Origin of the sequence: Rhodospirillum rubrum ATCC 11170 (assembly GCF_000013085.1) — a bacterium.
Lineage (GTDB): Bacteria > Pseudomonadota > Alphaproteobacteria > Rhodospirillales > Rhodospirillaceae > Rhodospirillum > Rhodospirillum rubrum.
Genome location: NC_007641.1, coordinates 32,412 through 53,732, shown reverse-complemented (window position 1 = coordinate 53,732; position 21,321 = coordinate 32,412). Strand labels below are relative to the sequence as shown.

At 61.4% G+C, this 21,321-nt stretch carries 18 protein-coding genes; 6 read left to right on the top strand and 12 right to left on the bottom strand.

Annotation, left to right across the window (positions count from 1 at the left end):
• Positions 1-148 precede the first annotated feature (148 nt).
• Genes rfbB through rfbA form a run of 3 tightly spaced genes read left to right on the top strand, consistent with a single transcriptional unit; the run spans position 149 to position 3,020 of the window.
• Complete coding sequence (rfbB, locus tag RRU_RS19850; RefSeq protein WP_011387761.1) at positions 149-1,204, top strand: dTDP-glucose 4,6-dehydratase; 1,056 nt, start codon at positions 149-151, stop codon at positions 1,202-1,204.
• Between the two features lie 2 nt (positions 1,205-1,206).
• Positions 1,207-2,139: a dTDP-4-dehydrorhamnose reductase gene (gene rfbD / locus RRU_RS19845; protein ID WP_011387760.1), complete on the top strand. Its 933-nt coding sequence runs from the start codon at positions 1,207-1,209 to the stop codon at positions 2,137-2,139.
• Positions 2,136-3,020 (top strand): glucose-1-phosphate thymidylyltransferase RfbA, encoded by an 885-nt coding sequence (rfbA, locus tag RRU_RS19840; RefSeq protein WP_011387759.1) that lies wholly within the window; start codon positions 2,136-2,138, stop codon positions 3,018-3,020. The genes rfbD and rfbA overlap by 4 nt, the downstream gene beginning before the upstream one ends.
• Here the strand turns inward: rfbA and RRU_RS19835 are convergent.
• From RRU_RS19835 to rfbC, 10 genes are all read right to left on the bottom strand, one after another.
• Positions 3,017-4,051 carry a GDP-mannose 4,6-dehydratase gene (locus RRU_RS19835; protein ID WP_011387758.1) on the bottom strand — a complete coding sequence of 345 codons (1,035 nt, stop codon included), beginning with the start codon at positions 4,049-4,051 and terminating at the stop codon, positions 3,017-3,019. The two genes, rfbA and RRU_RS19835, sit on opposite strands and share 4 nt — an antisense overlap.
• 42 nt (positions 4,052-4,093) lie before the next feature.
• Positions 4,094-5,578 carry a mannose-1-phosphate guanylyltransferase/mannose-6-phosphate isomerase gene (locus RRU_RS19830; RefSeq protein ID WP_011387757.1) on the bottom strand — a complete coding sequence of 495 codons (1,485 nt, stop codon included), beginning with the start codon at positions 5,576-5,578 and terminating at the stop codon, positions 4,094-4,096.
• A gap of 37 nt (positions 5,579-5,615) precedes the next feature.
• The gene (pgmG, locus tag RRU_RS19825; RefSeq protein WP_011387756.1) at positions 5,616-7,019 is read right to left on the bottom strand and encodes a phosphoglucomutase/phosphomannomutase PgmG; all 1,404 of its coding nucleotides are present in this window, start codon (positions 7,017-7,019) and stop codon (positions 5,616-5,618) included.
• 57 nt (positions 7,020-7,076) lie between these two features.
• Positions 7,077-9,317: a glycosyltransferase gene (locus tag RRU_RS19820; protein WP_011387755.1), complete on the bottom strand. Its 2,241-nt coding sequence runs from the start codon at positions 9,315-9,317 to the stop codon at positions 7,077-7,079.
• A 59-nt stretch (positions 9,318-9,376) separates the two neighbouring features.
• Entirely contained in the window at positions 9,377-10,171 is a 795-nt protein-coding gene (locus RRU_RS19815) for a hypothetical protein (protein WP_164922612.1), read from the bottom strand.
• Entirely contained in the window at positions 10,134-10,988 is an 855-nt protein-coding gene (locus RRU_RS19810; RefSeq protein ID WP_011387753.1) for a hypothetical protein, read from the bottom strand. Before RRU_RS19810 ends, RRU_RS19815 begins: the two co-directional genes overlap by 38 nt.
• Positions 10,989-11,022: 34 nt before the next feature.
• Positions 11,023-11,334, bottom strand: a complete 312-nt coding sequence (locus RRU_RS19805; RefSeq protein ID WP_011387752.1) for a helix-turn-helix domain-containing protein — start codon at positions 11,332-11,334, stop codon at positions 11,023-11,025.
• Positions 11,335-11,481: 147 nt separating this feature from the next.
• Positions 11,482-12,960, bottom strand: a complete 1,479-nt coding sequence (locus RRU_RS19800) for an HlyD family type I secretion periplasmic adaptor subunit (protein ID WP_011387751.1) — start codon at positions 12,958-12,960, stop codon at positions 11,482-11,484.
• A 6-nt stretch (positions 12,961-12,966) separates the two neighbouring features.
• Positions 12,967-14,724: a type I secretion system permease/ATPase gene (locus RRU_RS19795; RefSeq protein WP_011387750.1), complete on the bottom strand. Its 1,758-nt coding sequence runs from the start codon at positions 14,722-14,724 to the stop codon at positions 12,967-12,969.
• Positions 14,725-14,846: 122 nt separating this feature from the next.
• A complete protein-coding gene (gene rfbC / locus RRU_RS19790) occupies positions 14,847-15,413 on the bottom strand; it encodes a dTDP-4-dehydrorhamnose 3,5-epimerase (RefSeq protein ID WP_011387749.1) in 567 nt (188 codons plus the stop codon).
• 454 nt (positions 15,414-15,867) lie between these two features.
• Between rfbC and RRU_RS19785 the strand changes: the two genes are divergently transcribed.
• A complete protein-coding gene (locus RRU_RS19785) occupies positions 15,868-18,360 on the top strand; it encodes a beta strand repeat-containing protein (protein WP_011387748.1) in 2,493 nt (830 codons plus the stop codon).
• Positions 18,361-18,569: 209 nt separating this feature from the next.
• A complete protein-coding gene (locus RRU_RS20095; protein ID WP_242601299.1) occupies positions 18,570-19,787 on the top strand; it encodes a DUF6447 family protein in 1,218 nt (405 codons plus the stop codon).
• A 28-nt stretch (positions 19,788-19,815) separates the two neighbouring features.
• Here the strand turns inward: RRU_RS20095 and RRU_RS19775 are convergent, their stop codons facing one another.
• On the bottom strand, positions 19,816-20,202 hold the full coding sequence (locus RRU_RS19775) for a type II toxin-antitoxin system death-on-curing family toxin (RefSeq protein WP_011387746.1): 387 nt from the start codon (positions 20,200-20,202) through the stop codon (positions 19,816-19,818).
• Positions 20,199-20,426 carry a transcriptional regulator gene (locus RRU_RS19770; RefSeq protein WP_011387745.1) on the bottom strand — a complete coding sequence of 76 codons (228 nt, stop codon included), beginning with the start codon at positions 20,424-20,426 and terminating at the stop codon, positions 20,199-20,201. The genes RRU_RS19775 and RRU_RS19770 overlap by 4 nt, the downstream gene beginning before the upstream one ends.
• A 118-nt stretch (positions 20,427-20,544) precedes the next feature.
• Here RRU_RS19770 and RRU_RS19765 point away from each other — a divergent pair, with 118 nt between their 5' ends.
• Positions 20,545-21,252, top strand: coding sequence for a transposase (locus RRU_RS19765; RefSeq protein WP_011387744.1), 708 nt, complete (start codon positions 20,545-20,547; stop codon positions 21,250-21,252).
• Positions 21,253-21,321 lie beyond the last annotated feature (69 nt).

The window sequence follows — 21,321 nt, the reverse complement described above, 5'->3', positions numbered from 1 at the left end:
TCCATAAAGGGAACATGCCTTTGATAGCGCCTTGAAAGAGAGTAGAGGACATGACGGCGGGCGCCATGATAGGCCTTGATTGGCTTGGGGGACTTGGTGCAAGACAGACGATCAATCCGCTAAATTCATGTTCTGGAAGGGCTAAGCCGTGAAGATTCTTGTCACAGGAGGCGCGGGCTTCATCGGTTCGGCAGTTGTGCACCACCTTATGAGCGCCACCGATGCGTCCGTCGTCAACGTGGATGCCCTGACCTATGCGGCTAATCTGGCCTCTCTGGCGGAGGTTGCCGGAAGTTCCCGGTACCAGTTTGAGAAGGCGGATATCCGGGACGCGGCGGCCCTTGATCGCCTCTTCGCCACCCATCAGCCCGATGCCGTCATGCATCTTGCCGCGGAGAGCCATGTCGATCGCTCGATCGATGGTCCCGCGGCCTTCATCGAAACCAACCTTCTCGGAACCTATACTCTTTTGGAAGCCGCCCGCCGCTATTGGTCGGCGCTGTCTGCCGAGCGCAAGGCGGCCTTTCGCTTTCACCATATTTCTACGGACGAAGTCTACGGCTCGCTCGGCGAGATCGGGGCTTTCACCGAAGCCACACCTTATTCGCCGAACTCGCCCTATTCCGCTTCGAAGGCGGGATCGGATCACTTGGTCAATGCCTGGCACCATACCTACGGGCTGCCCACGGTGATCAGCAATTGCTCCAACAATTATGGTCCCCGTCAGTTTCCCGAGAAATTGATCCCGCTGATGATCCTCAACGGACTGGAAGGGAAGCCGCTTCCCGTCTATGGCCAGGGCCAGAACATCCGGGATTGGCTTCATGTCGAAGACCATGCCAGAGCCCTGTGGGCGGTGCTGACCAAAGGCCAGCCCGGGGAGAGTTACAATGTGGGGGGAGCGGCAGAGCGCCGGAACATCGATATCGTGACGACCGTGTGCGATTTGCTTGATGAGCTTGTGCCCGCTGAGAAGCCGCGGCGCGCGCTGATCACCTATGTCCAGGACCGGCCGGGGCATGATTTCCGCTATGCCATCGATGCCTCGAGGATTCATGGCGAATTGGGCTGGCAGCCCGTGGAAACCTTTGAAACCGGTATCCGCAAGACCATTCAATGGTATCTCGACAACGAGGCATGGTGGCGCCCCTTGCGGGACCAGGTCTACGATGGCGGTCGGCTCGGCACCTTGGCAGCCCGATAAAAATGACCGATCTCGGGCGCAGCCGACCGGTTCTCATTCTCGGTACCGGGCAGGTGGGAAGCGAGCTGGCGGCCGCCAAGTGGCCCTCCGGGCTTGTCCCCGTCGTCCGTGACCGCAAGCGGATCGATTTGAGCAATCAAGGATCCGTGAGCGCCGGCGTTGCCGATCAGCCTTGGGCTTTCGTCATAAACGCCGCAGCCTATACGGCTGTTGATAAAGCCGAGACCGATCCCGAGGCCGCCTTTGCGGTGAATCGGGATGGACCCCGGTGGTTGGCGGAGGCCTGTGCTCGGGCTCACATCCCCCTTCTTCATCTCTCTACGGACTATGTGTTCGACGGACAAAAGCAAGAGCCCTACCGGGAGACCGATCCCGTCGCTCCCCTTGGAGTCTATGGGGCGAGCAAGGAAGCGGGGGAAGCGGCCCTGCGCGCGGTTTGGGAGCGTCATATTATCTTGCGCACCGCCTGGGTCTTTTCAGCCCATGGTCACAATTTCGTAAAAACAATGCTCCGTCTTGGCCGAGAGCGTGACGAGCTGCGCGTGGTCGCTGATCAGTATGGGTGTCCAACCGCGGCCTCCGATATCGCCACATCCATCATCGACATCGTTCGCCAGCTTACCGATGACAAACCTCGCGGAGGCGGACAGCGCGAAGGCTGGGGCACTTACCACTTTGTCGGAGCCGGTCCCACCACGTGGTATGGCTTGGCCGATGCGGTGATGGCTGGGCTGGCCAAGCAAGAAGGGCGACGGCCCGTCGTCCTGCCGATCACAACGGCCCAGTATCCCACGCCGGCCCGTCGGCCAGTCAATTCGGTTTTGGATTGTACCCAGATCGAAGCGGTCTTTGGCATTCGTCCCCGTTCTTGGCGGGAAGGCTTGGACGAGGTGCTGCAGACACTCGGAACCTCAGGAAAAAGAGAGTCACGATGAAGGGAATTATTCTGGCCGGGGGGTCTGGTACGCGTCTCTATCCGATGACGCATGCCGTCTGTAAGCAGCTTCTGCCAATCTATAACAAACCAATGATCTATTATCCTTTGGCTGTTCTGATGATGGCGGGAATTCGCGATGTCCTGATCATTTCAACGCCCACCGACCTTCCGCGTTTTATCGAAATGTTGAAAGACGGTAGCCAATGGGGCCTGAACCTCTCCTATGCGGAGCAAGCCGAGCCTCGAGGACTGGCCGAGGCCTTCCTGATTGGTGCGGACTTCGTTGGCGGGGAGCCTTGTGCGCTGGTTCTCGGGGATAACATTTTTCATGGCCACGACCTGCCGATGATATTGCGGCGGGCCGCTGCACGGACCTCCGGAGCGACGGTATTTGGTTATCATGTCCAAGATCCGGAACGTTACGGCGTTGTGGACTTTGATAGTGATGGAAATGCTCTTTCCATTGAAGAAAAGCCAAAAAACCCAAAGTCAAACTATGCGGTCACTGGTCTGTATTTCTATGATGATAAAGTTGTAGATTATGCCAGGGACGTTAAGCCCTCGCCACGCGGTGAGTTGGAAATAACAGATATTAATAATATGTATCTAAAAGAAAAAAGCCTTCGCGTCGAAGTCATGGGAAGAGGCTTCGCTTGGCTTGATACGGGAACGTATGACAGCCTGCTTGAGGCCGCGACTTTTGTCCGAACGGTGGAAAGCCGTCAGGGTCTCATGGTGGCATGCCCCGAGGAAATTTCCTGGAGATTAGGCTATATCAGCGATGATCAGCTTGAAAAGCTGACCTATAATTTACGTAAAACATCTTATGGACAATATTTATTGCAAGTTCTGAAAACAGAAAAGGGGCATATTTCTTAATAAAATAGGTCTTTTTTTATAACGCGATCGTGGTCTCTCTCTGTCATCTGGGCAATGAGATCTTCAAAGCCCATTCTTTGCCGCCATCCCAGCACGGAATGGGCTTTTTCTGCGACCCCGGTTAGCAGCTCTTTTTCTATGGGGCGGAAAAAAGCCGGATCGACGACGACAATTTTTCGGCCGGACGATCGTTCGATGCCGACCATTTCAGCGCCGGTCCCTTCCCAGAGAAGATCCATTCCCAAAGCGCCGGCCGCGAGATCGACGACGTCCCGCACAGAACGGGGTTTTCCCGTCGCCAAAATATAATCGCTGGGAATCTCGTGCTGAAGCATCCGCCACATCCCCTCGACATAATCTCCAGCGAAACCCCAGTCCCGTTGGGCCTCCAGATTGCCAAGTCTTAGAATATCCTGCTGCCCTTCTTTGATGCACGATAGTCCCAGGCTGATTTTTCTTGTGACGAAATCCCTGCCGCGCAAGGGCGATTCATGGTTAAACAGAATGCCGGAGCATGCGAAGAGGTTGTGGGAGTCACGGTAGTTCACCGTCATCCAGTGGCCATATAACTTGGCCACTCCATAGGGATTTCTGGGATAGAAGGGCGTGGTTTCCGTCTGCGGGGTGGTCTGCGCCTTGCCAAACATTTCTGACGTTGAGGCTTGATAAAAGCGGATGTCAGGATCGGCTGCCAAAATAGCCGCGAGAAGGCGCGTGACAGCCAATCCTCCGGCATTTCCAGCATAAATTGGATGTTCAAAAGAAGTTCCGACGAAGCTGGGAGAGGCAAGATTATAGATTTCATCCGGATTAGTCGTCTTGATGGCATCGTAGATGCTGTCATAATTTAAAAGATCTATTTCAATTAGATTTGTTTTATCCAGAATTTCAAGCTCTCTCAATCGCCATATATTAGCGGTAGCCAAGTGGCGTACTGTTCCGTAGACACGATATCCTTTTGAAATCAGAAGCTGAGAAAGATAGGCGCCATCTTGCCCGGTGATGCCTGTGATAAGGGCACATTTACTCATACAGACTTCTCCGGGAGATTGGATGTAAATAACAGGAAATTATTATTCTGTTTTATTTTCTAGAGAAATAAGAGGCGGCTCTTTCTGTGGGAGAGTTCTCCCATAACCATCTTCGAAGCGAACGATATCGTCTTCTCCCAGATATCCACCCGACTGCACCTCGATCAAATGCAAGGGGACCTTGCCCGGATTTTCCAAACGATGGGTTTGGCCAGCCCGAATATAGGTGGATTCATTTTCGTGAAGCAGGAAGGTTTCCGCCCCACGGGTTACAAGGGCGGTTCCAGTGACGACGATCCAATGTTCGGCCCGGTGATGGTGCATCTGCAACGAGAGCCGCTCACCGGGTTGGACGACGATGCGTTTCACCTGAAAGCGCTCACCGCGATCGATGCCGCGATAATGTCCCCAAGGACGATGGACGGTACTGTGCAGCGCGTGCTCGTCCCGGTTCGCTTTTTTAAGGCGTTCGACGATCTGTTTGACGTCCTGGACCTTGCCGCGATCAATCACCAGGACCGCATCGTCCGTCGCGACCACCACGACATTGCACAACCCCGCCACGGCCACGAGACGGTGATCGGAGCGAATATAGGACCCTTCGACGTCCTGGAGCAGAACGTCGCCAAGAGCCACGTTGTCCTGCGCGTCCTTGGGGCCGATTTCCCACAAGGCCGACCAGGCTCCCAGATCACTCCACCCCATCTCGACGGGAAAGACGGCGGCATTGGCCGTTTTTTCCATGACGGCATAATCGATGGAATCCGCTGGAGAAGCGGCGAAGGCCGCCGCATCAAGCCGGCAAAAGCTCAAATCCCGCTGACCCTGGGCAAGAGCTTGGCTGCAGGCTTCGATAATTTTGGAGTTCGTGCGCCCCAATTCGGCGAGATAGGCCTTGGCGGAAAACAGAAAGATGCCGCTGTTCCAGAGATAGGACCCTTCGGCCAGATAGCTTTCCGCCGTCTGCAGATTGGGCTTCTCGACGAACCGCTCGACCCTGAGCACGCCGGTGAAAGGGGCGAAAGATCCGCCGGCTTTGATATAGCCATAGCCGGTTTCCGGGGCGTTGGGAGTGATCCCGAAGGTCACCAAGGCTCCGGCGCGCGCCGCCGGCGCCGCTTGATCAATGGCGGCGAGGAAAGCGTCGGCGTTCTGGATGACATGATCGGAAGGCATCACCAACATGATGGGATCGCTGGCGCTTTCCAAAAGTTTGAGCGCCGCCACCGCCACTGCCGGAGCGGTGTTGCGGCCGACGGGTTCGAGAATGATCGCCGTAGGCTGACAGGCCGCGGCCCGCAATTGTTCGGCCACGATGAAGCGATGCTCATCGTTGCAAATGACCAGAGGGGCGGTAAACCGCTCGCCAGAGGCCCGAAGGGCGGTCTCCTGGATCATCGTCAGTTCGCTGACCAGGGGTAGGAACTGTTTGGGGTAGAGGGCACGCGACAAGGGCCATAGGCGACTGCCCGAGCCCCCCGACAAGATCACCGGGGTTATCGGCGCGCTGGCGGACTGAGAAGCCATGGTCGTTCCCTTCTCCTGATCATCCTGATCCATCATCTTAGCCGTGGGACGTCGGGGTGGTCATCAGGTCTGGTGGTGTCAGGCCGGCGTCGACCAGATAGTCGGCCAGGTCTTTGGTCAGGATCGTCAGGTCGGTCTCCGTTTTGGCCTCGGCGCGGGCCACCAGAACCGCCTGGGTATTCGATGCGCGCAAAAGCCACCAGCCCTGGGGGCGCAGAACCCGCACGCCATCGACTTCGGACATCTCGGCGCCTTCTTTCTTCAAGCGGGCGCGCACCGTTTCGATCACCCCGACCTTGGCGTCATCGGCGCACTCAAAACGCAATTCCGGGGTATTGACCAAGCGGGGCAGGGTGTCGAACCACTCGCCCAGGGTTCCCGGCAAGCGGGCGACGATCGACAGCAGGCGGGTTGCGGCATAAAGGGCATCGTCGAAGCCGTAATAGCGATCGGCGAAGAAGATGTGACCGCTCATCTCGCCGGCGAGGGGCGAGCCGATTTCGGCCATCAGGGTCTTGATCAGGGAATGACCGGTGCGCCCGACAACCGGGCGGCCCCCCATCGCCGCGATCTGATCAAACAGCAGCTGGCTGGCTTTGACGTCGGCGATGATCGGAGCGCCCGGATGGGCGGCCAAAACCTCTTTGGCCAGCAGAACCATGAACTGGTCACCCCACAGAATGCGCCCACGGTCATCGACCACGCCCAGGCGGTCGCCGTCGCCGTCGAAGGCGATGCCAAGGGCGGCTTTTTCGCTGGCGACGGCCTCTTGCAGTTGAACCAGGGTATGGGGGTCGGTGGGATCGGGATGATGGTTGGGGAAGTGGCCATCAATGGCGGCATTGATCACCACATGGCGTCCGGGCAGCCGGGCGACCAGCGCTTGAAGCATATCCCCGGCAGCCCCGTTGCCCGGGTCCCAGACCACGGTCAGATCCTTGCCGCCGGCGGAAAAGCCGCCCAGCAGGGCTTTCAAATAATCGGCGCGGACGTCAACCGTCTGGACCGTGGCCGAGCCGGAGGCCCAGGACCCGCTCGCGGCCATCTCCCCCAGGGCACGGATGCCGTCCCCGAAGAACGGCTTGCCGCCCTTCATCATCTTGAAGCCATTGTGATTGGGCGGATTATGCGAGCCGGTGATCTGGATAGCGCCCGCCGTGCCCAAGGTTTTTTGGGCGAAATAGAGCATCGGCGTGGGGCCAAGGCCGATCCGGATCACGGCGGTTCCAGAGGCCAGGAGCCCCTCCACCACGGCTTCTTCCAGTTCAGGCGATGACAATCTGCCATCACGACCCACGCAAACCCGCGTTTCTCGTCCTTCTTCGCGCACCATCGTGCCAAAGGCTTGTCCGATGGCGCGGGCATCGGCCGTCGACAGGGTTTCGCCGATGATTCCCCGGATATCGTATTCCCGCAGAATGGATGGGTGGAACTGGTGCACGGGGTCGTCCTTTCGTGACGAAGAGGGCGCGGGCCAGATCTTTGCCCCTGAAAAGTCCTACCCCTTAATTAGGCGCTTCAACCGTTCCTGGAAAGAAACCGGAATACGACTGACCAAAGGGAAGAGGCTGGGGTGGGCCAAAAGGGTAATCAAAGAGCGCCAGATCCGTTGCCGCACGACTTTCAGATCGCCCCAACACTGTAGGCGTCGCCGGCGCGCCCCGGCGCGATCGAGGGCTTGCCCAATAAGCTCGCCGATTTCCCGCTCTGGAAGGCGCGCGCGTGCTTTCTCCGGAAAAACCTCGGCAAGATAGCCTTCGCGATAAAAATCCACCCGGGGCGTGCTTTGCGGCGAGAGGGCAGGGGCCTCCGGGGAGGCGGGGATTTCCCCGGCGCGCAGCCTCCCGAAGAACGCCGCCGCTGTGGAAGCATCGACGTTCCAGGGCAGAACCCAGGACAAAGGGCGGCCGAGGATGCGCTCTGGTGGGGCGCCAAGATCGCTGACCACCACCGGCAATCCGGCGGCCATGACCTCGCTCAAAGTGTAGCTGTAGGTTTCCGGCCAACCGGCCGGCAGCCAAGCCACATGGGGAGCGATGCGCTCCAAATGCCCGGCGATCTCCTCGGGGTGGTAGCGGCCATGGGCGGTCAGTCGCCCCCGCGCGCGATGCAGCGGTCGGTAGCCATAGCCGAGAAGGTGGATTTCCAAGGGAAGATCGCCCCGGGCCGCCTCGCGTGCCGTCGCTTCGACCAGATCGGCGCCCTTGGCCCGGCTCAGGGCGCCAAGCACCAGGATACGCAAGGGTTCGGTCGTCCCACAGGGACGCAGGAGAGGGGGCGGCGCGTTGGTGGCGAGGCCCTGGGCGTCGGGATGGGGGATGGCGCGAAAGGAGAGGGCGGGCAGCATCCGCTTCAGGCGGTTCGCGGTATCGGCGCTGGGCGCGAACAACCGCTCGGCCCGGCTCAAACGGGCGACCATCGCCGCGCGCCAAGACGTGATATCGCCGGCTTCGGTCTTCGGCGCCTGGGCCAGACAAGCATCGCAGAGCGCCCGCTCTTCGGGCTGGCCGCAATAGCGGGAGCCTGGACCGCAGAGCATGACCCGCGGACAGCCAGCGTGAAAATCATGGGCGGTGAAGTCAAAGGGAATGGAAAGCTGTTCGGGCAGATCCAAAAGCCGTTCGGGAACGCCCAGCATATGGTGAAGATGCAGGCGGTTCACCCCCGCATAGCGCAACAGATCAAGCAGCCCGTCCCAGTCTTGCTCCAGATCGAAGGGCAGGGCGTCGCCGCCCAGGGAAGCGGGTAAGGTCACAACGGCGGTATTACGCGGCCCCGGCGTCAGCAAAAGCCCCCAGGCCCGCCCTTCAAGGGCCTTCGCCAGTTCGTGGACATGGCTCAGGGTGCCGCCGCCATGGTTATGGGTAACGAACAGCAGCACCGGCAAGGCGCTTTGGCGCAGGATGCCGAGGGCGGCGCGCCAGCGCATGTTTTGGGCCGGATCCTGGTTGATATGGAGCTGGACCACCCGGCGATAATCGGGATGAAGGGCCAGCAACTGGCGCATGGCGCTATCCAGACGCTCCTGATTGACCCCGAAACTGACGTTGCCCGAGTGATAAACGAAGGTGTCGGCGGCGAGCACGTTGCGCCACCCCCGGTGATGGGCCCGGCGGCAGAAGTCGTTTTCCTCGCCATAGCCCTTGCCGAAGGCCTCGGCATTGAACAGGCCGACCTCATCAAGGCAATCGCGGCGGATGTAAAAGGCGAAGCCCACCCCGGTTGGAATATCGATGCTCAGTCCGGGATTGGCGGCGGCGAAGGCCCTGTCGACCCCGGCCACGTCCAGCCCGGGGGGCAAAGGATTGTCCTGGCAGAACCGGGGCCAGCTGCAGATCGTCGCGTTATTGGAAAAGGGCGTGACCGTGCCGATCCGCCGATCGGCATAGGCCGCCGCGCGCAGCCGCGCCACCCAGTCGCCGGCAACCTCGGTATCGCTGTTGAGCAGCAGGACGTCGCGCTCGGGCTCCAACGCCATGCCCCGGTTGACGGTGCCGACGAAACCAAGGTTTTCGGGGTTGTGGAGCAGTCTTATCCGCCGATCGCCGGCCGCGCGGTCCTTCAGATAGGCGACCAGGGCGGGGTCGGGGCTGTGGTCATCGATAACGATGAGACCGTCGGCGGCGGGAAGCGTCGCCAGAACGCTCTCCAGGCACAGCCTGGTTTCCTCCAGCCCCTTATAGACCGGAATGATGATATCGACGGGGCGGGGGCGCGGCGGGGTGGGGAGAGTGGACATGACGAAGGTTTGGCCCGCGCCGGGCCAAGAATCAATGGTCTCGTCGCCTTCGCCCCGCGTTAGACGAGCGCCGCCAGATCGTCAAAGCCGATGCCGATCAGCTTAATCGAGGAATCCACCCCGAAACTCAAAAGGATATCGCCGTCCGTGGTTTCGGAGATTTGGGCATTGGTCACGTTGATGGTGTCGGCGACAACGATGGAATCCGTGCCCACCTGATAGCCGGTCAAGGCGATATGGCCGCCGGTGTATTGGACGACTTCGGTCAGGCTGGCCGACAAGGTGGTCAGAGGGCCATTGACGGTTACGCTATGGGAGGCACTTTCCGATGCCGGCGTCAGGGAGGTTTCCGGGACGGTCAGTCCCGACTCCGTCGCTTTATCTTCAACGGGTTTGGTGGTGACAAGGCTGTCGGAGTCCGACGGGCCCTTCAGGAAAGTCAGCTTGAGAACGGCCAAGTCCTTTGCTTCGGCCGCATTGGCCAGGGTCAGCGAGGAGGCGGCCGTCGTCGAACTGACCTGCTCGGTAACGCCCGAGGCGACCACCGCCACGCCGGCCGTCTGGGCGGCGCTGGCTTCGGCGCGGGCCGGCGTCGCGGTACTGGTGGCGGTGGCTTCCCCTGTTTGGGCGACCTTGCCTTGCGGATCTCCCGGATGGGGCTCGCCGGGGATGGGGGTCTGCTCGAGGGCGGCCAACTCGCTCAGGGTCATCATCGGGTGGTTCTGGAAGGTCTCGGTCCGCTCCAGGGAGACGGTCTGGATCTCGGTGCTGACCGGAACGCCATGGCTGGGGACGGGGTGATCGGTTTGGGCGTCGTTATGGGCAAGCACCGTCTTCAGCGCCTCGGTCTTCAAGGGCGCGTTCGCCTGCCCGTAAAGGTCGTCGCTCCCGTCGAACCCGGTCTTCTGATCGTTGATCTGGGCCAGCGGCGTGATCTCGTGGTGCGTGGGATCCTGGCTGGGCGGCGCGGCAGGGGCGGCGGTTTTTTTCGGCCAGGGAATGGGCTAGGTCGGGGGCGCGATCCTCGCTCAGGCCGATCTTTTCCAGGAAGGACGGATCGGATTGCGCGGCGACCATGGCGAAGGCCAGGGCCGAGGCCATGCTGGTGGCCTGGAACAAGAAACCGCTGCCGCCGCCTTGATGGCCGGCGTCCGTCGCCTGCCCCGAGCCCTCCGAGCCCCGACCGCGACCATCGGATTTGTGGTCGCCATCGCCGTCATGGCCGCCGTCGGCCAAGGCCTTGCGACTGTGCAGCAAAGCCGTGGCGATAAAGGCGGTGAGGACGATCGAGGGGTGGAGGTGGAGCTTGCGGACATTGCCCGGGCGCTCGGGCTTGGGGAAGACCAGCGGCTGGCTTTCGACGATCTGATCGATCAGATGGCGGAAATCGCGGCCGCGCAAGGTGGTGCCGGCGGCCGAGGCGACGACCACGAACAGGCCATCGATGCGGGCGAAATGGGCGATGACATCGCCGCTTTCGGGATCGTAGAAGACGAACCACGGCTCGCCCTCGTCGGACAGCCCCATATCGGTCGCCACCGACATGCCCGAGCGGCCGAGAAGATCGGTGATCCGATACAGCTCGGCCAGCTGCTGATTCGTCCAGCCTTCGACCTTGACGGTCTTTTCCGCCCGGTGGGCCCGGCCGAAGGAAAGAATCCGCGACGCCATGATGGCACCCTCACCTTATGTCGGACAGGCGGTCTTAACGCTGATGATCGATCCGGCCGAACAAGATGTCATAGGTGACGGGATCATAAAAGCTCATCATTTTCTTGACGAAGGGAATGACGTCTAGATTGAGAGCTTTCGCCCAGGATTCATAACGGTCCGGCGGCACGCGGCCGCGACCGGCCTCTACCTGGGAAATAAAGGTGTAATAATCAACGCTGATGCGTTTGGCCAATTCCCGTTGAGAGATGCCGTGAGTCTCGCGCATCGTCTTCAACCAACGACCAGCTTCCTGACGCAACTTCAGGGCCTCAGGGCCACCGCCTTGTTGTGGATGGGAATACATGGTGACTCACCCGAAAGGCCAAAGGAGCTATCTTTTTTGGGGGAAAGGGCGCCGGAGCGCCCCAAGATTACTAGGATACTAGTTGCTGTACCCCGGGAAGTCGAGCCCATTCTTGCCATAATCGAGTCCACGACCATGCTGGCCGGCTTACTCCTCGATCAAACCGTGGAACAGGGCGTCTTCCAGGGGCTTGAGGAAGTAGTGAAGAACGGTGCGCTCGCCGGTTTTGATCATCACGTCGACGGGCATGCCGGCGCGCAGGGCCAGTCCGCCCAGCTTGGCCAGTTCCTCGTCCGAGACCTCGATCCGCGCCTTGTAATAAGATGAGCTATCGCGCTCGTTGACGAAACGGTCGGCCGAAACCTGGGACAGCACCCCGTCGATGATCGGGATGGTGCGGGAATTGAAGGCCGAGAACCGCACTTCGGTGTCCATGCCGGGAACGACATTGTCGATGTCGCGCGGCGAAATCTGGGCCTCGATGACTAGGCGATCGTCTTCGGGCACGATCTCCATCAGCGTTTCACCGGGTTTGATGATGCCGCCCAGGGTATGAACCGCGAGGTTCTGGATCACCCCTGCCTGCGAGGCGAGGAGGACGGTTCGGCTCAGCACATCGGTCGCCACCGTGCCGCGTTCGCGCAGTTCCGACAGTTTGGTCTGGACCTCGCGCAGCTGGCCGACGACGTCTTCGCGGAATTGCTGGCGGGTCTGGATGATCTGCAGTTCCGCTTCGCCAACCGCTTGTTCGGCTCGCGCCATCGACGAGGTATCGGTGCCGACCTCGCCTTCCAGCCGGGTCATTTCCCGTTCCATCGCCAGGATGCGGGTGCGCGGGGTATAGCCCTTGGCCAGCAATTCGCGCAGGCCGACGATTTCGTCTTGGAAGATTTCAAGCTGGCGCTTCTTGGATTGGCGCTGAACCTTCAGCCCTTCGATCTCCTGGCGGCTTTGGGCGATGCGCTTTTGCAAGATGGCGACTTGGCCTTCGATCGACTTATGGCGCTCATCGAACTGCTGCTGCTGGGCCTGAAGGATTTCCGCCGTTTCCGGCTTGAGCTTGGCGACGGCGATCAGATCGGGGGGGAAGGTGATGGTCTTTTGCTCGTCGCGTTCGGCGACAAGGCGGGCCTCCAGGGCCTGATAGGTTTCAAACTGATTGCTGACCACCGCCGCGCTGGCCAGGGCCTGGGTGGTTTCCAGGCGGATCAGCGGATCGCCCTGGTGCACCCGGTCGCCTTCCTTGACCAGAATTTCCTTGATGATGCCGCCTTCAAGGTGCTGAACGGTCTTGCGGTTGCTTTCAACAACGATGGTGCCCGGGGCGCCCACGGCGCTTGACAGCGGCGCCGTCGCCGCCCACAGCCCGAGGCCGCCAAAGGCGACCAGGATGATCAACCAGCCCGCCCTGATCGTCTGGCGCGAATCGGTCACGACCTTGGGAATGGACAGCATCCCCTCGGTCCAGCGCGCCGGCGTGGTGTCGCCCGGCATCTTGGCCGATGCCTTGGCCGGCGTTTGGGCCGGCGCCGTCGTCGACGGGGCGGGGGGCGCCGGGGGCTCGGCCGGCGGCCGGGCCTCGGGCGGGGGGACGATGGCTTGGGGGGTGAGGCTAGACGAGGTCATGGTCGCTTAAATCCCCGGCGTGGCGGTGATCTGAACGGGAGCGTCCTGGCTGGCCACCGCCCGCGGTCGGGCGAATTTCGACAGCACATCGGCGCGCGGCCCCTTCATTTCAACCAGCCCGCCCTTGAGCACGAGCACCGTATCGACGGCATTGAGCAGGGTCGGCTTATGGGTGATCACCACCACCGTCTGGCCGGCCGCCCGCATGCCGTCAATGGCCACCATCAGGGCGGCTTCGCCATCGGCATCAAGGCTGGCGTTGGGTTCGTCAAGCACCACCAGCACCGGATCGTTATAGACCGCCCGGGCCAGGGCGATGCGCTGGCGCTGGCCGCCCGACAGGGCCTGACCGCCGACGCCGATCTTGGTGTCATAGCCTTCGGGCAGCTTCTGCACCATGTCGTGGACCCCCGCCTTGCGGGCGGCGGCGATCACCTTGTCGGGGTCGATATCGCCGAAGCGGGCGATGTTTTCGGCGACGCTGCCGTCGAACAATTCCACATCCTGGGGCAGATAGCCAAGATGGGGGCCGATCTCCTCGGATTTCCAATGGCGCAGGTCGTTGCCGTCCAGGCGGACGATCCCCTGAACGGGCGGCCAGACCCCGACCAGGGCGCGGGCCAGGGTCGATTTTCCCGCCGCGCTGGGGCCGATGACGCCGAGAACCTCGCCCGGGGCGATATCCAAGGTCACGCCGCGCAAAGCCGGAACGCTGCTGCCCGGCGGCACGATCACCACCTGCTGCAGGCTCACCCGCCCTTCGGGGCGGGGCAGGGTCATGGTGTCCTTGCCGGCGGCGTTATTGGCCAAAAGATCTGTCAGCCGCTCATAGGCGCCGCGCGCGGCGACCAGCCCCTTCCATTGGCCGACGGCCATTTCAACGGGCTGCAGCGCCCGGCCCATGATGATCGAGGCGGCGATCATCGTGCCCGGCGAGATTTCGCTGTGGATGGCCAGATAGGCGCCGGTGCCGAGAATGGCCACCTGCAGCCCCATGCGGAAGGATTTCGACGCCGCCATCACCGCCGAGGCGCGGTCCGAGGCCTTGGCCTGCAGGCCGATCACCGCGTCGTGCCGCTCGCTCCACCGCCGCTGGATGTTGGACATCATGCCCATGGCTTCCAACACTTCGGCATTGCGCAAGCTGGAGCTGACATAGTTGTTGGCGTGCATCGACACCGTGCCGGCGTCTTTGAGCAAGCCGCGGGTGCCCAGGTTGTTCACGATCGCCAGGGCGAAAACCACGATGGCGCCAAACAGCGACACCAGACCCAGCAGCGGGTGCAAAACGAAGCCCAAGGCGATGAACAGCGGCGCCCAGGGGGCGTCGCAAAACACGATCAGCCCCGATCCGGTCAGGAATTCGCGCAAGGTGTCCAAATCGCGCAGGGCCTGGGTATAGCCCGCCGCCGGCCGCCTCACCGCCTGCTGGAAGACCGAACTAAACACCCGGGTGTTGAGCTCGGTATCGATCAGGGCGCCGGTGCGCACCAGGATGCGCGAGCGCACCGCCTCGATCAGCCCAAGCACGATCAGGGCGCCGACGGCGGCGAGGGTCAACACCACCAGGGTCGAATTCGAGCGGCTGGTCAGCACCCGATCGTAAACCTGCAGCATGTAAAGCGGCGAAACGAACAACAGAAGATTGATAAAGAAACTGAACGCCATGGTCGACACGAAGCCGCCGCGGGCCTTTTTCAAGGCCTCCTGCAGTTCGGTGACGACCTTTTGGCTTTGCGGTTTCGCCTTGGGAACGAGAGCCACCTCTGCCGATCCCTTCTTTCTTAGCCGATGTCATGGGGAAGGCCACACTTGTGTGGCGTCGGCCGCACCCTATCAGTCCGCGTAAAACGGCGCGAGCGATATTTGCCCCACCCCCTTGCCGCTTAAGGATAGGTGAAATAAGCCGGCAGATCGGCCAATACCGGCTGGCGGGCGTCCTTGTCCGACAGGATCGCCGCCCCTGGGCTGACCGGCCATTCGATGCCGAGCGCCGGATCGTTCCACAAAAGCCCCTTGTCATGATCGGGGGAATAGGGGGCGCTGACCTTATACAGCACCTCGGTATCGGGCTCGATCGTGCACAGGCCATGGGCGAAGCCGGCCGGAATCAGGATCTGGTTCCAGGCCGCCGCCGAGATCACCGCCGAGACGGACTGGCCGTAAGTCGGCGAGCCCACCCGCAAATCCACCGCGACATCGAAGAGGGCGCCGCGCACGACGCGGATCAGCTTGTCCTGGGCGAAGGGCGGGGTTTGGAAATGCAGGCCGCGCACCGTGCCGGCCTTCGCCGAAAAGGAATGGTTGTCCTGGATGAACTCCAGGGTGATGCCAACCTCGGCCAGGGCGACCTTGTTATAGGTTTCGGAAAAGAACCCGCGATCATCGCCGAATTTGGCGGGGCGGAGGATCTTGACCTCGGCGATATCCAGATGGGTGACCTCGACGGCCATGCGAGCCTCCTGCAGCGGCGGAAAACGGAACTGCGGCTGGCCTAACCGAGAGCCGGCTCAAAGGCAATAAAAAGCAAGACAGGGGGATAAAAGGGGTCAGACCCCAAATTTAAGGGGTCAGACCCCTTTTATCCCCTTTTTATCCGGCCGGCTTTTACCCCATTGGTCAAAGCCTTGCCGGGCCGGAAAATCCCTTGGGAAAAAGAAGATGTCGTCCTTTGTTCACGCAAAAAGGGTTTGTGAGCCCCCCTCTTGTGTGATAGTTACCAGTGTGTCAGTTGCTATACGGGCTCTGGCAGCCACGGGTCCATAGTACCCCAGGACCTGCTCGGGGTCGACCTTTTCGGCAGCGTGGGGTTCCCCGCTATCGAAGTGGTTGATCCCACTTCGGAAAGGTCCTGATCTGTCCTTTCCTTTGGTTTAGAGATCTCAACCAAACTCTGGAGCATATCCAATGTCTCTCGCTTTTAACGCCACCTACTACCTGACGGCCTATCCGGACGTCGCCAAGGCGGTGTCGCTGGGCCAGTTCGCCAGCGCCGAGGCCCATTACAACCTGTTCGGCGCCAAGGAACTGCGCAACCCCAACAGCTATTTCGACGCCAACTACTACGCCGCCCAGAACCCCGACGTTCTGAACGCCGTGTCCAATGGCGCCTTCCCCAGCGTTTGGGCCCACTTCCTCGCCTACGGCGCCGCCGAAGAGCGCGCCCCCTCGACCGCCCTCGCTGCTTTCAACGAGACCAGCTATCTGGCCGCCAACCCTGACGTCGCCGCCGCCGTGACCGCCGGCAGCATGCCGTCGGCCCTCTACCACTTCCTGGCTTTCGGCGTCGACGAAGGCCGTAGCGGCTCGGGCGTGACCATTGGCGAGAACGTGGGCCAGACTTACACCCTTACGACGGGTGTGGATGCTCTGACCGGCACCGCCAATAACGACACATTCAATGGCTATGTGAACGTCACTGCGAACTCTACTAACAGCACCTTTACTGCTTCTGATTCGATCGACGGCGGTGCCGGCAAGGACAGCCTGCATATCACGGTCGAAGGGAATGCCGCTGGATCGCTTCCCGCCGCGACCATCACTTCGGTTGAAAATTTCTTCGTCCGTGAAGTTGGCGGTACGGCTGGTTCCTACGATTTTGGCACGGTTCTCGGTGAGGAGCAGGTTTGGTCGGATCGTTCGACCGACGCCGTTACCTTCGCCAACCTTGCCGCCGGAACGACTGTCGGCCTCAAGGGCGACGGCGCAACGGTTCTTGGCAATGTGACCTTCGAGCAGGTGACGGCTGCCGCGGCTGTCAACATTGCGATCGATGGCGTAGGCACGACCGGTGCGCCGACGATCACCAATGGCGTTGCCGCCAATGCGATCACCACCAACCCGACTGTAGCCACCATCACCTCGACGGGTGTTGCGAACACGGTTGGTGCTATTGATCTGACGGAGACCGCTGGCTCTGCTACGGCCGGTATCGCCACGCTCAACATCAATGCGGAGACCAATCTGACCGCCACGCTCGTGGCGGCTGATTTCAACACCACCGGGGCCGCTCTGAAGGTTGCTGGGCTTGCTTCGAGCGTTGATGTTGGCTCGTTGGGTGTGTTCAAGACCATTGATGCAAGCGGTCTGACTGCCGGCGGTGTGACCGTTGGCCTCAACGCTGTGACGACCAGCTTCGCGGGTGGCGCGGGCAACGATGTCGTTACTACGGCGGCTCTTGCTGCGACGGTTGCTGCCTCGGCGATCAATGCGGGTGCTGGTACTGCGGATCGCCTTGTGGTGAATGCTACCACTGATGTGGATACTGCTGCTGAGGCCCAGCACTACGCTGGCTTCGAGGTTCTGCAGGTCGGGGCTGGCGTCACGGCGGATGCGAGCCTTTTCACCAACTCCGCCATCAACGCTGTCCGCTTTACGGGCTCGGGTACCATCAATGGTCTGAATGCCACACAGGCCGCTAACGTGACGGTGACCGCTAACGCGACCCCGGTGATTGGCATTACGGGGGCATCCGACGTTGGTCAGATTGACACCGTAAAGATCACGGCTGACGATGGTGCCGCCGCCGTCAGCACTATCACACTCGCCAACGTTAATGCGGCTGGTGTTGAGAACCTTCAGTTCGTTGCCACTGACGCGATTACCGTTAGCTCTCTGACAAGTTCTGCGGCCGTGACCGGCATCACCGTCACCGGGGCGCACGATGTCTCGATCACGACCGGGGCGCTTGGTGTAAACGTGAACACGGCCATTGATGCTTCGGCCTTGACTGGTGCGTTCACGCTTGATGCTTCGGCGGCAACTGGGGCAAATGGCTTGTCTGTTACCAGCGGAACTGGCAACGACACCATCACCGGAACGGCCAACGCTGATATCATCCGGGTTGGTGCGGGCAACGATACGGTCACTGCGGGTGCGGGAATCGATAGGATCGATCTCGGCGCTGGCAATGACACGGTCGTCTTCGGCGAAGCCTTCGCGGCTGGCAACGCCAACCACGATGTCGTCACTGGGTTCACTTTCGGCGCTGCGTCGGAGGACAAGTACGACATCGGCTTTACCGTTGCGAACGGTACGACCAACGCGACTGCTAACCTTGCCGCGCTTGCGCCGGTGGCTGTTGCCGACAACGGTTCGGCTTCCGCCAATGACGTGATCTTCACGTTCAGCGGTGCTAATGATAAGCTCGCCGCGAATACGACCGCGACTACCGCTGTCGCTAATGCAGTGACCGCCCTGACCAGCGGTGGTGATTTCGCTGCGTCGAATGTTACTGCCGGTGATAGCCTTGTGCTTGTGCTGGATAATGGAACCGACTCGTTCATCTTCCATTATGTCGCTGATGCGACTCCGGCTACGACGTCGGCTGCCGATCTTGAGTTGATCGGAGTGGTTACGGGGCAGCTTGCCAGCCAGGTTGTCACGGGCGACTTCATCTAATATTGGACCATTTTAGGCCTGCCCTTTTGCGGCAGGCCTACCACTTTCTTAAAATGGCAGGAGGTCTATACAGACCTCCTGCCATTTTTATGATAGAAAGAGGGAATAAAAAGGGGTCTGACCCTTTTTTATTCGATGAATCCCGGTTCCACGTGGTCTAAACTGGGCTCTCGCACTCGCCTTGATCCTTTCTAGCCGGACCCCGCGTCGTGACCTTTGCTGAGCCGGATGCCAAGCCCCGATCGGGGGCCCGGCGGCTTTTGCCCAATGAACCCCGCATCCTCCATCCCGTTGCCCAGGCGGCATTGACCGCCCGCCACCTGCTGCCGGTTCTCGACGCGGTGGAGGCCTGCCTGCTGGCCGTGCGCGGCGACTTGGATAGCCAATTGCGTCGCCTGCAACCGATGAAACTGGGCAAATCCTATCCGCTGGGCCAATGCCTGGAGATCGCCCAGGCTGTTCATCACCGCCTGCGTCGCCTGGACGAGGCTGGGCTATCGGCCGAGGCGATAACGGGCCTGCGCGCGCTGCGCGCCTTTCAGCGGGCCGGCGGCGCCTTTCGCCAAGTGTGGGGTGATTTGCGCGGCGAGTATTTCCAGAACGCCTTTCAGGTCGGCACGCTTTATATCGACGTGGCCAACGACACGGTGACGCCGACCAAGCCCAAGGTGGAAATCCTGCCGTTTGAAGCGGCGCGCTTCATCCCGATCACGGATTTCCGCCATTTTGAACGGATCGCCCGCCGCTACTGGCAAGGCGAGATTTACCCCAACCATCTGCTGCCCACCCTGGCGCCCCATTGCCCGCTGATCCATGTCGGCCCGACGGGCCGGATCATGCTGCATGACGTCACAGACTATATGTTGGCGCTGACGCGCGCCCAGGGGTTCGCCCCCAGCGCGGCCGTGTTGGCCGATACGCCAATGCCGCTTGAGCTGTTCGAGCCCCTTCGCCAGATCCTGGGTGCGGCTTTGGCCGGCCCTTTGCGCGGGATGGGCCACCGGCTTGCCCTCAGCCCCGAGCAGGGCCGCCGGCAGGCCCTGGACGCCTGCCGCCACGCCCGCGCCAAGCGCTGGCACCACGCGCCGCAGATCCTGGCGGAGAGTGTGGAAAGCGCCCAGCGGGTCAACCGCTGCCTGGCCCAGGCGCCGCGCTTGCCGTTGGCTCTTTCGCCGACCCCTTCGCCAAGCCCCCTGTCCCCTCCCGTCAAGGATACCCCCATGCCCACCCTGCGCATCGATGACCGCGACTACGACCTCGACAGCCTGTCGGCGGAAGCTAAGGCGCATGTGGCCGGCATCCAGTTCGTCGACCAGGAGCTGGCCCGCCTGCAGGCCCATGCCACCGCCCTGCAAACCGCCCGCGCCGCCTATGTGGGCGCCCTGAAAGCCGCCTTGCCAAAAACAACCAAGATAAACGGGGTCTGACCCCTTTTAAGCTTTATAAGCGCCCCTGTCAGGAAACGAGATGCTGGCGGAACCACGCCGCCACGTCTTCTTCGGAAAGACTACCACCAGCGATCGCTTCGACAATTCGCACAGCTTCCCGCTTGTCGACCCCCTGCAGGCGGTAGCCATTATCGACAAGGAAAAGCCGGGCGACCACCCAGGCCGTTCGCTTGTTGCCATCGGCAAAGCCGTGATTGCGCGCCAGTCCATAAGCATAGGCGGCGGCGAGGGTCGCCGCGTCGGGAGAGTTATAGGCCGCCCGGTTGCGGGGTCGGGCCAAAGCCGACTCCACCGCGCCCTGGTCGCGAAGGCCATCGAGCCCTCCATGCTCGGCAAGCTGCCGATCATGCACGGCGTAAACGGTTTTCAGGCCAACCCAGCGCCAGATCGTCATTTCGCCAGAGCGCGCAAAATATCGCGGTCGTCGTGCATGATCTCTTCCGCCAGGGCCATCTGGCGCTCGAAATCGGGATCGCAAGCCGTCAGGCGATACCCCCCATCGGGGGCTTCGGTGAGGTAGAGCGTGTCACCCTTCTGGACTTTCAGACGGGCCAGGGCTTCCTTGGTCAGGATGACGCCGGCCGAGGCTCCGACCGTGGTGACCTTGAAGGTGAGCATGGCGTTCTCTCCTGTGATTATAAGGAATATTATATAGGGGGAGGAGATCAATCGCCACTAAGCTTAAAAGGGGTCAGACCCCTTCTCTTTTGACCGATTTGGCCGTAGACTGGCGATCATGCCCAGACGCCCCCGCCTTGATCTTCCCGGTGTTCCCCAGCACGTTGTTCAGCGTGGGGTCGACCGTCAACCGGTGTTCTTTTGCGAGGAGGACCGGGCGGTTTTCCTGCACTGGCTGGGCGCCGCCCTGGCCCGGCGCGGCCTGGACCTGCACGCCTATTGCCTGATGACCAACCACATCCACCTGCTGGTCTCGGCCCCCTCCTCGGCCGATCTGGGGGCGGTGATGCAGGACATGGGGCGGCGCTACGGGCAATACGTCAACCGCCAGCGCCAGCGCTTTGGCGGCCTGTGGCAGGGGCGCTACAAGGCCGGCTATATCCAGGACGAGGCCTATCTGCTGGCCTGCATGCGCTATATCGAGCTTAATCCTGTGCGCGCCGGCATGGTCGCGGACCCGGCCGCTTATCGCTGGAGCAGCTACCGCGCCAACGCCCTGGGCGCGGCGAACGCGTTGGTCACCCCCCATGAGGTCTACCGCCAGTTGGCCGCCGACGCCGACGGCCGCGCCCGGGCCTATCGCGCCCTGGTCTCCGATGGGGTGGCGGACGATCCGGCTTGGGATCTGATCCGCCTGGCGACGGGGCAAGGGGCCCTGATCGGCGAGGCCGGCTTCGCCGAGCGGATCGGCCGCGACCTTGGCCACTCCGTCACCCCCCGCCCGCGCGGCCGGCCGCGCAAGGATAAAACGAGTAAAACGGAGTAAAACGGGGTCTGACCCCTTTTAAAGAAAGAGGGTGTCGCGTTTCCCGACGCGGGCTCACGCGTTACACTC

Bases quoted from the DNA above. Each gene is read 5' to 3' on its own strand.
- RRU_RS19820 (WP_011387755.1), bottom strand. From the start codon at position 9,317: ATGTCCACTCTCCCCACCCCGCCGCGCCCCCGCCCCGTCGATATCATC.
- rfbC (WP_011387749.1), bottom strand. From the start codon at position 15,413: ATGGCCGTCGAGGTCACCCATCTGGATATCGCCGAGGTCAAGATCCTC.
- rfbA (WP_011387759.1), top strand. From the start codon at position 2,136: ATGAAGGGAATTATTCTGGCCGGGGGGTCTGGTACGCGTCTCTATCCG.
- RRU_RS19770 (WP_011387745.1), bottom strand. From the start codon at position 20,426: ATGCTCACCTTCAAGGTCACCACGGTCGGAGCCTCGGCCGGCGTCATC.
- RRU_RS19830 (WP_011387757.1), bottom strand. From the start codon at position 5,578: ATGGCTTCTCAGTCCGCCAGCGCGCCGATAACCCCGGTGATCTTGTCG.
- RRU_RS19800 (WP_011387751.1), bottom strand. From the start codon at position 12,960: ATGACCTCGTCTAGCCTCACCCCCCAAGCCATCGTCCCCCCGCCCGAG.
- RRU_RS19785 (WP_011387748.1), top strand. From the start codon at position 15,868: ATGTCTCTCGCTTTTAACGCCACCTACTACCTGACGGCCTATCCGGAC.
- RRU_RS19835 (WP_011387758.1), bottom strand. From the start codon at position 4,051: ATGAGTAAATGTGCCCTTATCACAGGCATCACCGGGCAAGATGGCGCC.
- RRU_RS19765 (WP_011387744.1), top strand. From the start codon at position 20,545: ATGCCCAGACGCCCCCGCCTTGATCTTCCCGGTGTTCCCCAGCACGTT.
- RRU_RS19775 (WP_011387746.1), bottom strand. From the start codon at position 20,202: ATGACGATCTGGCGCTGGGTTGGCCTGAAAACCGTTTACGCCGTGCAT.
- RRU_RS19805 (WP_011387752.1), bottom strand. From the start codon at position 11,334: ATGTATTCCCATCCACAACAAGGCGGTGGCCCTGAGGCCCTGAAGTTG.
- rfbD (WP_011387760.1), top strand. From the start codon at position 1,207: ATGACCGATCTCGGGCGCAGCCGACCGGTTCTCATTCTCGGTACCGGG.
- RRU_RS19810 (WP_011387753.1), bottom strand. From the start codon at position 10,988: ATGGCGTCGCGGATTCTTTCCTTCGGCCGGGCCCACCGGGCGGAAAAG.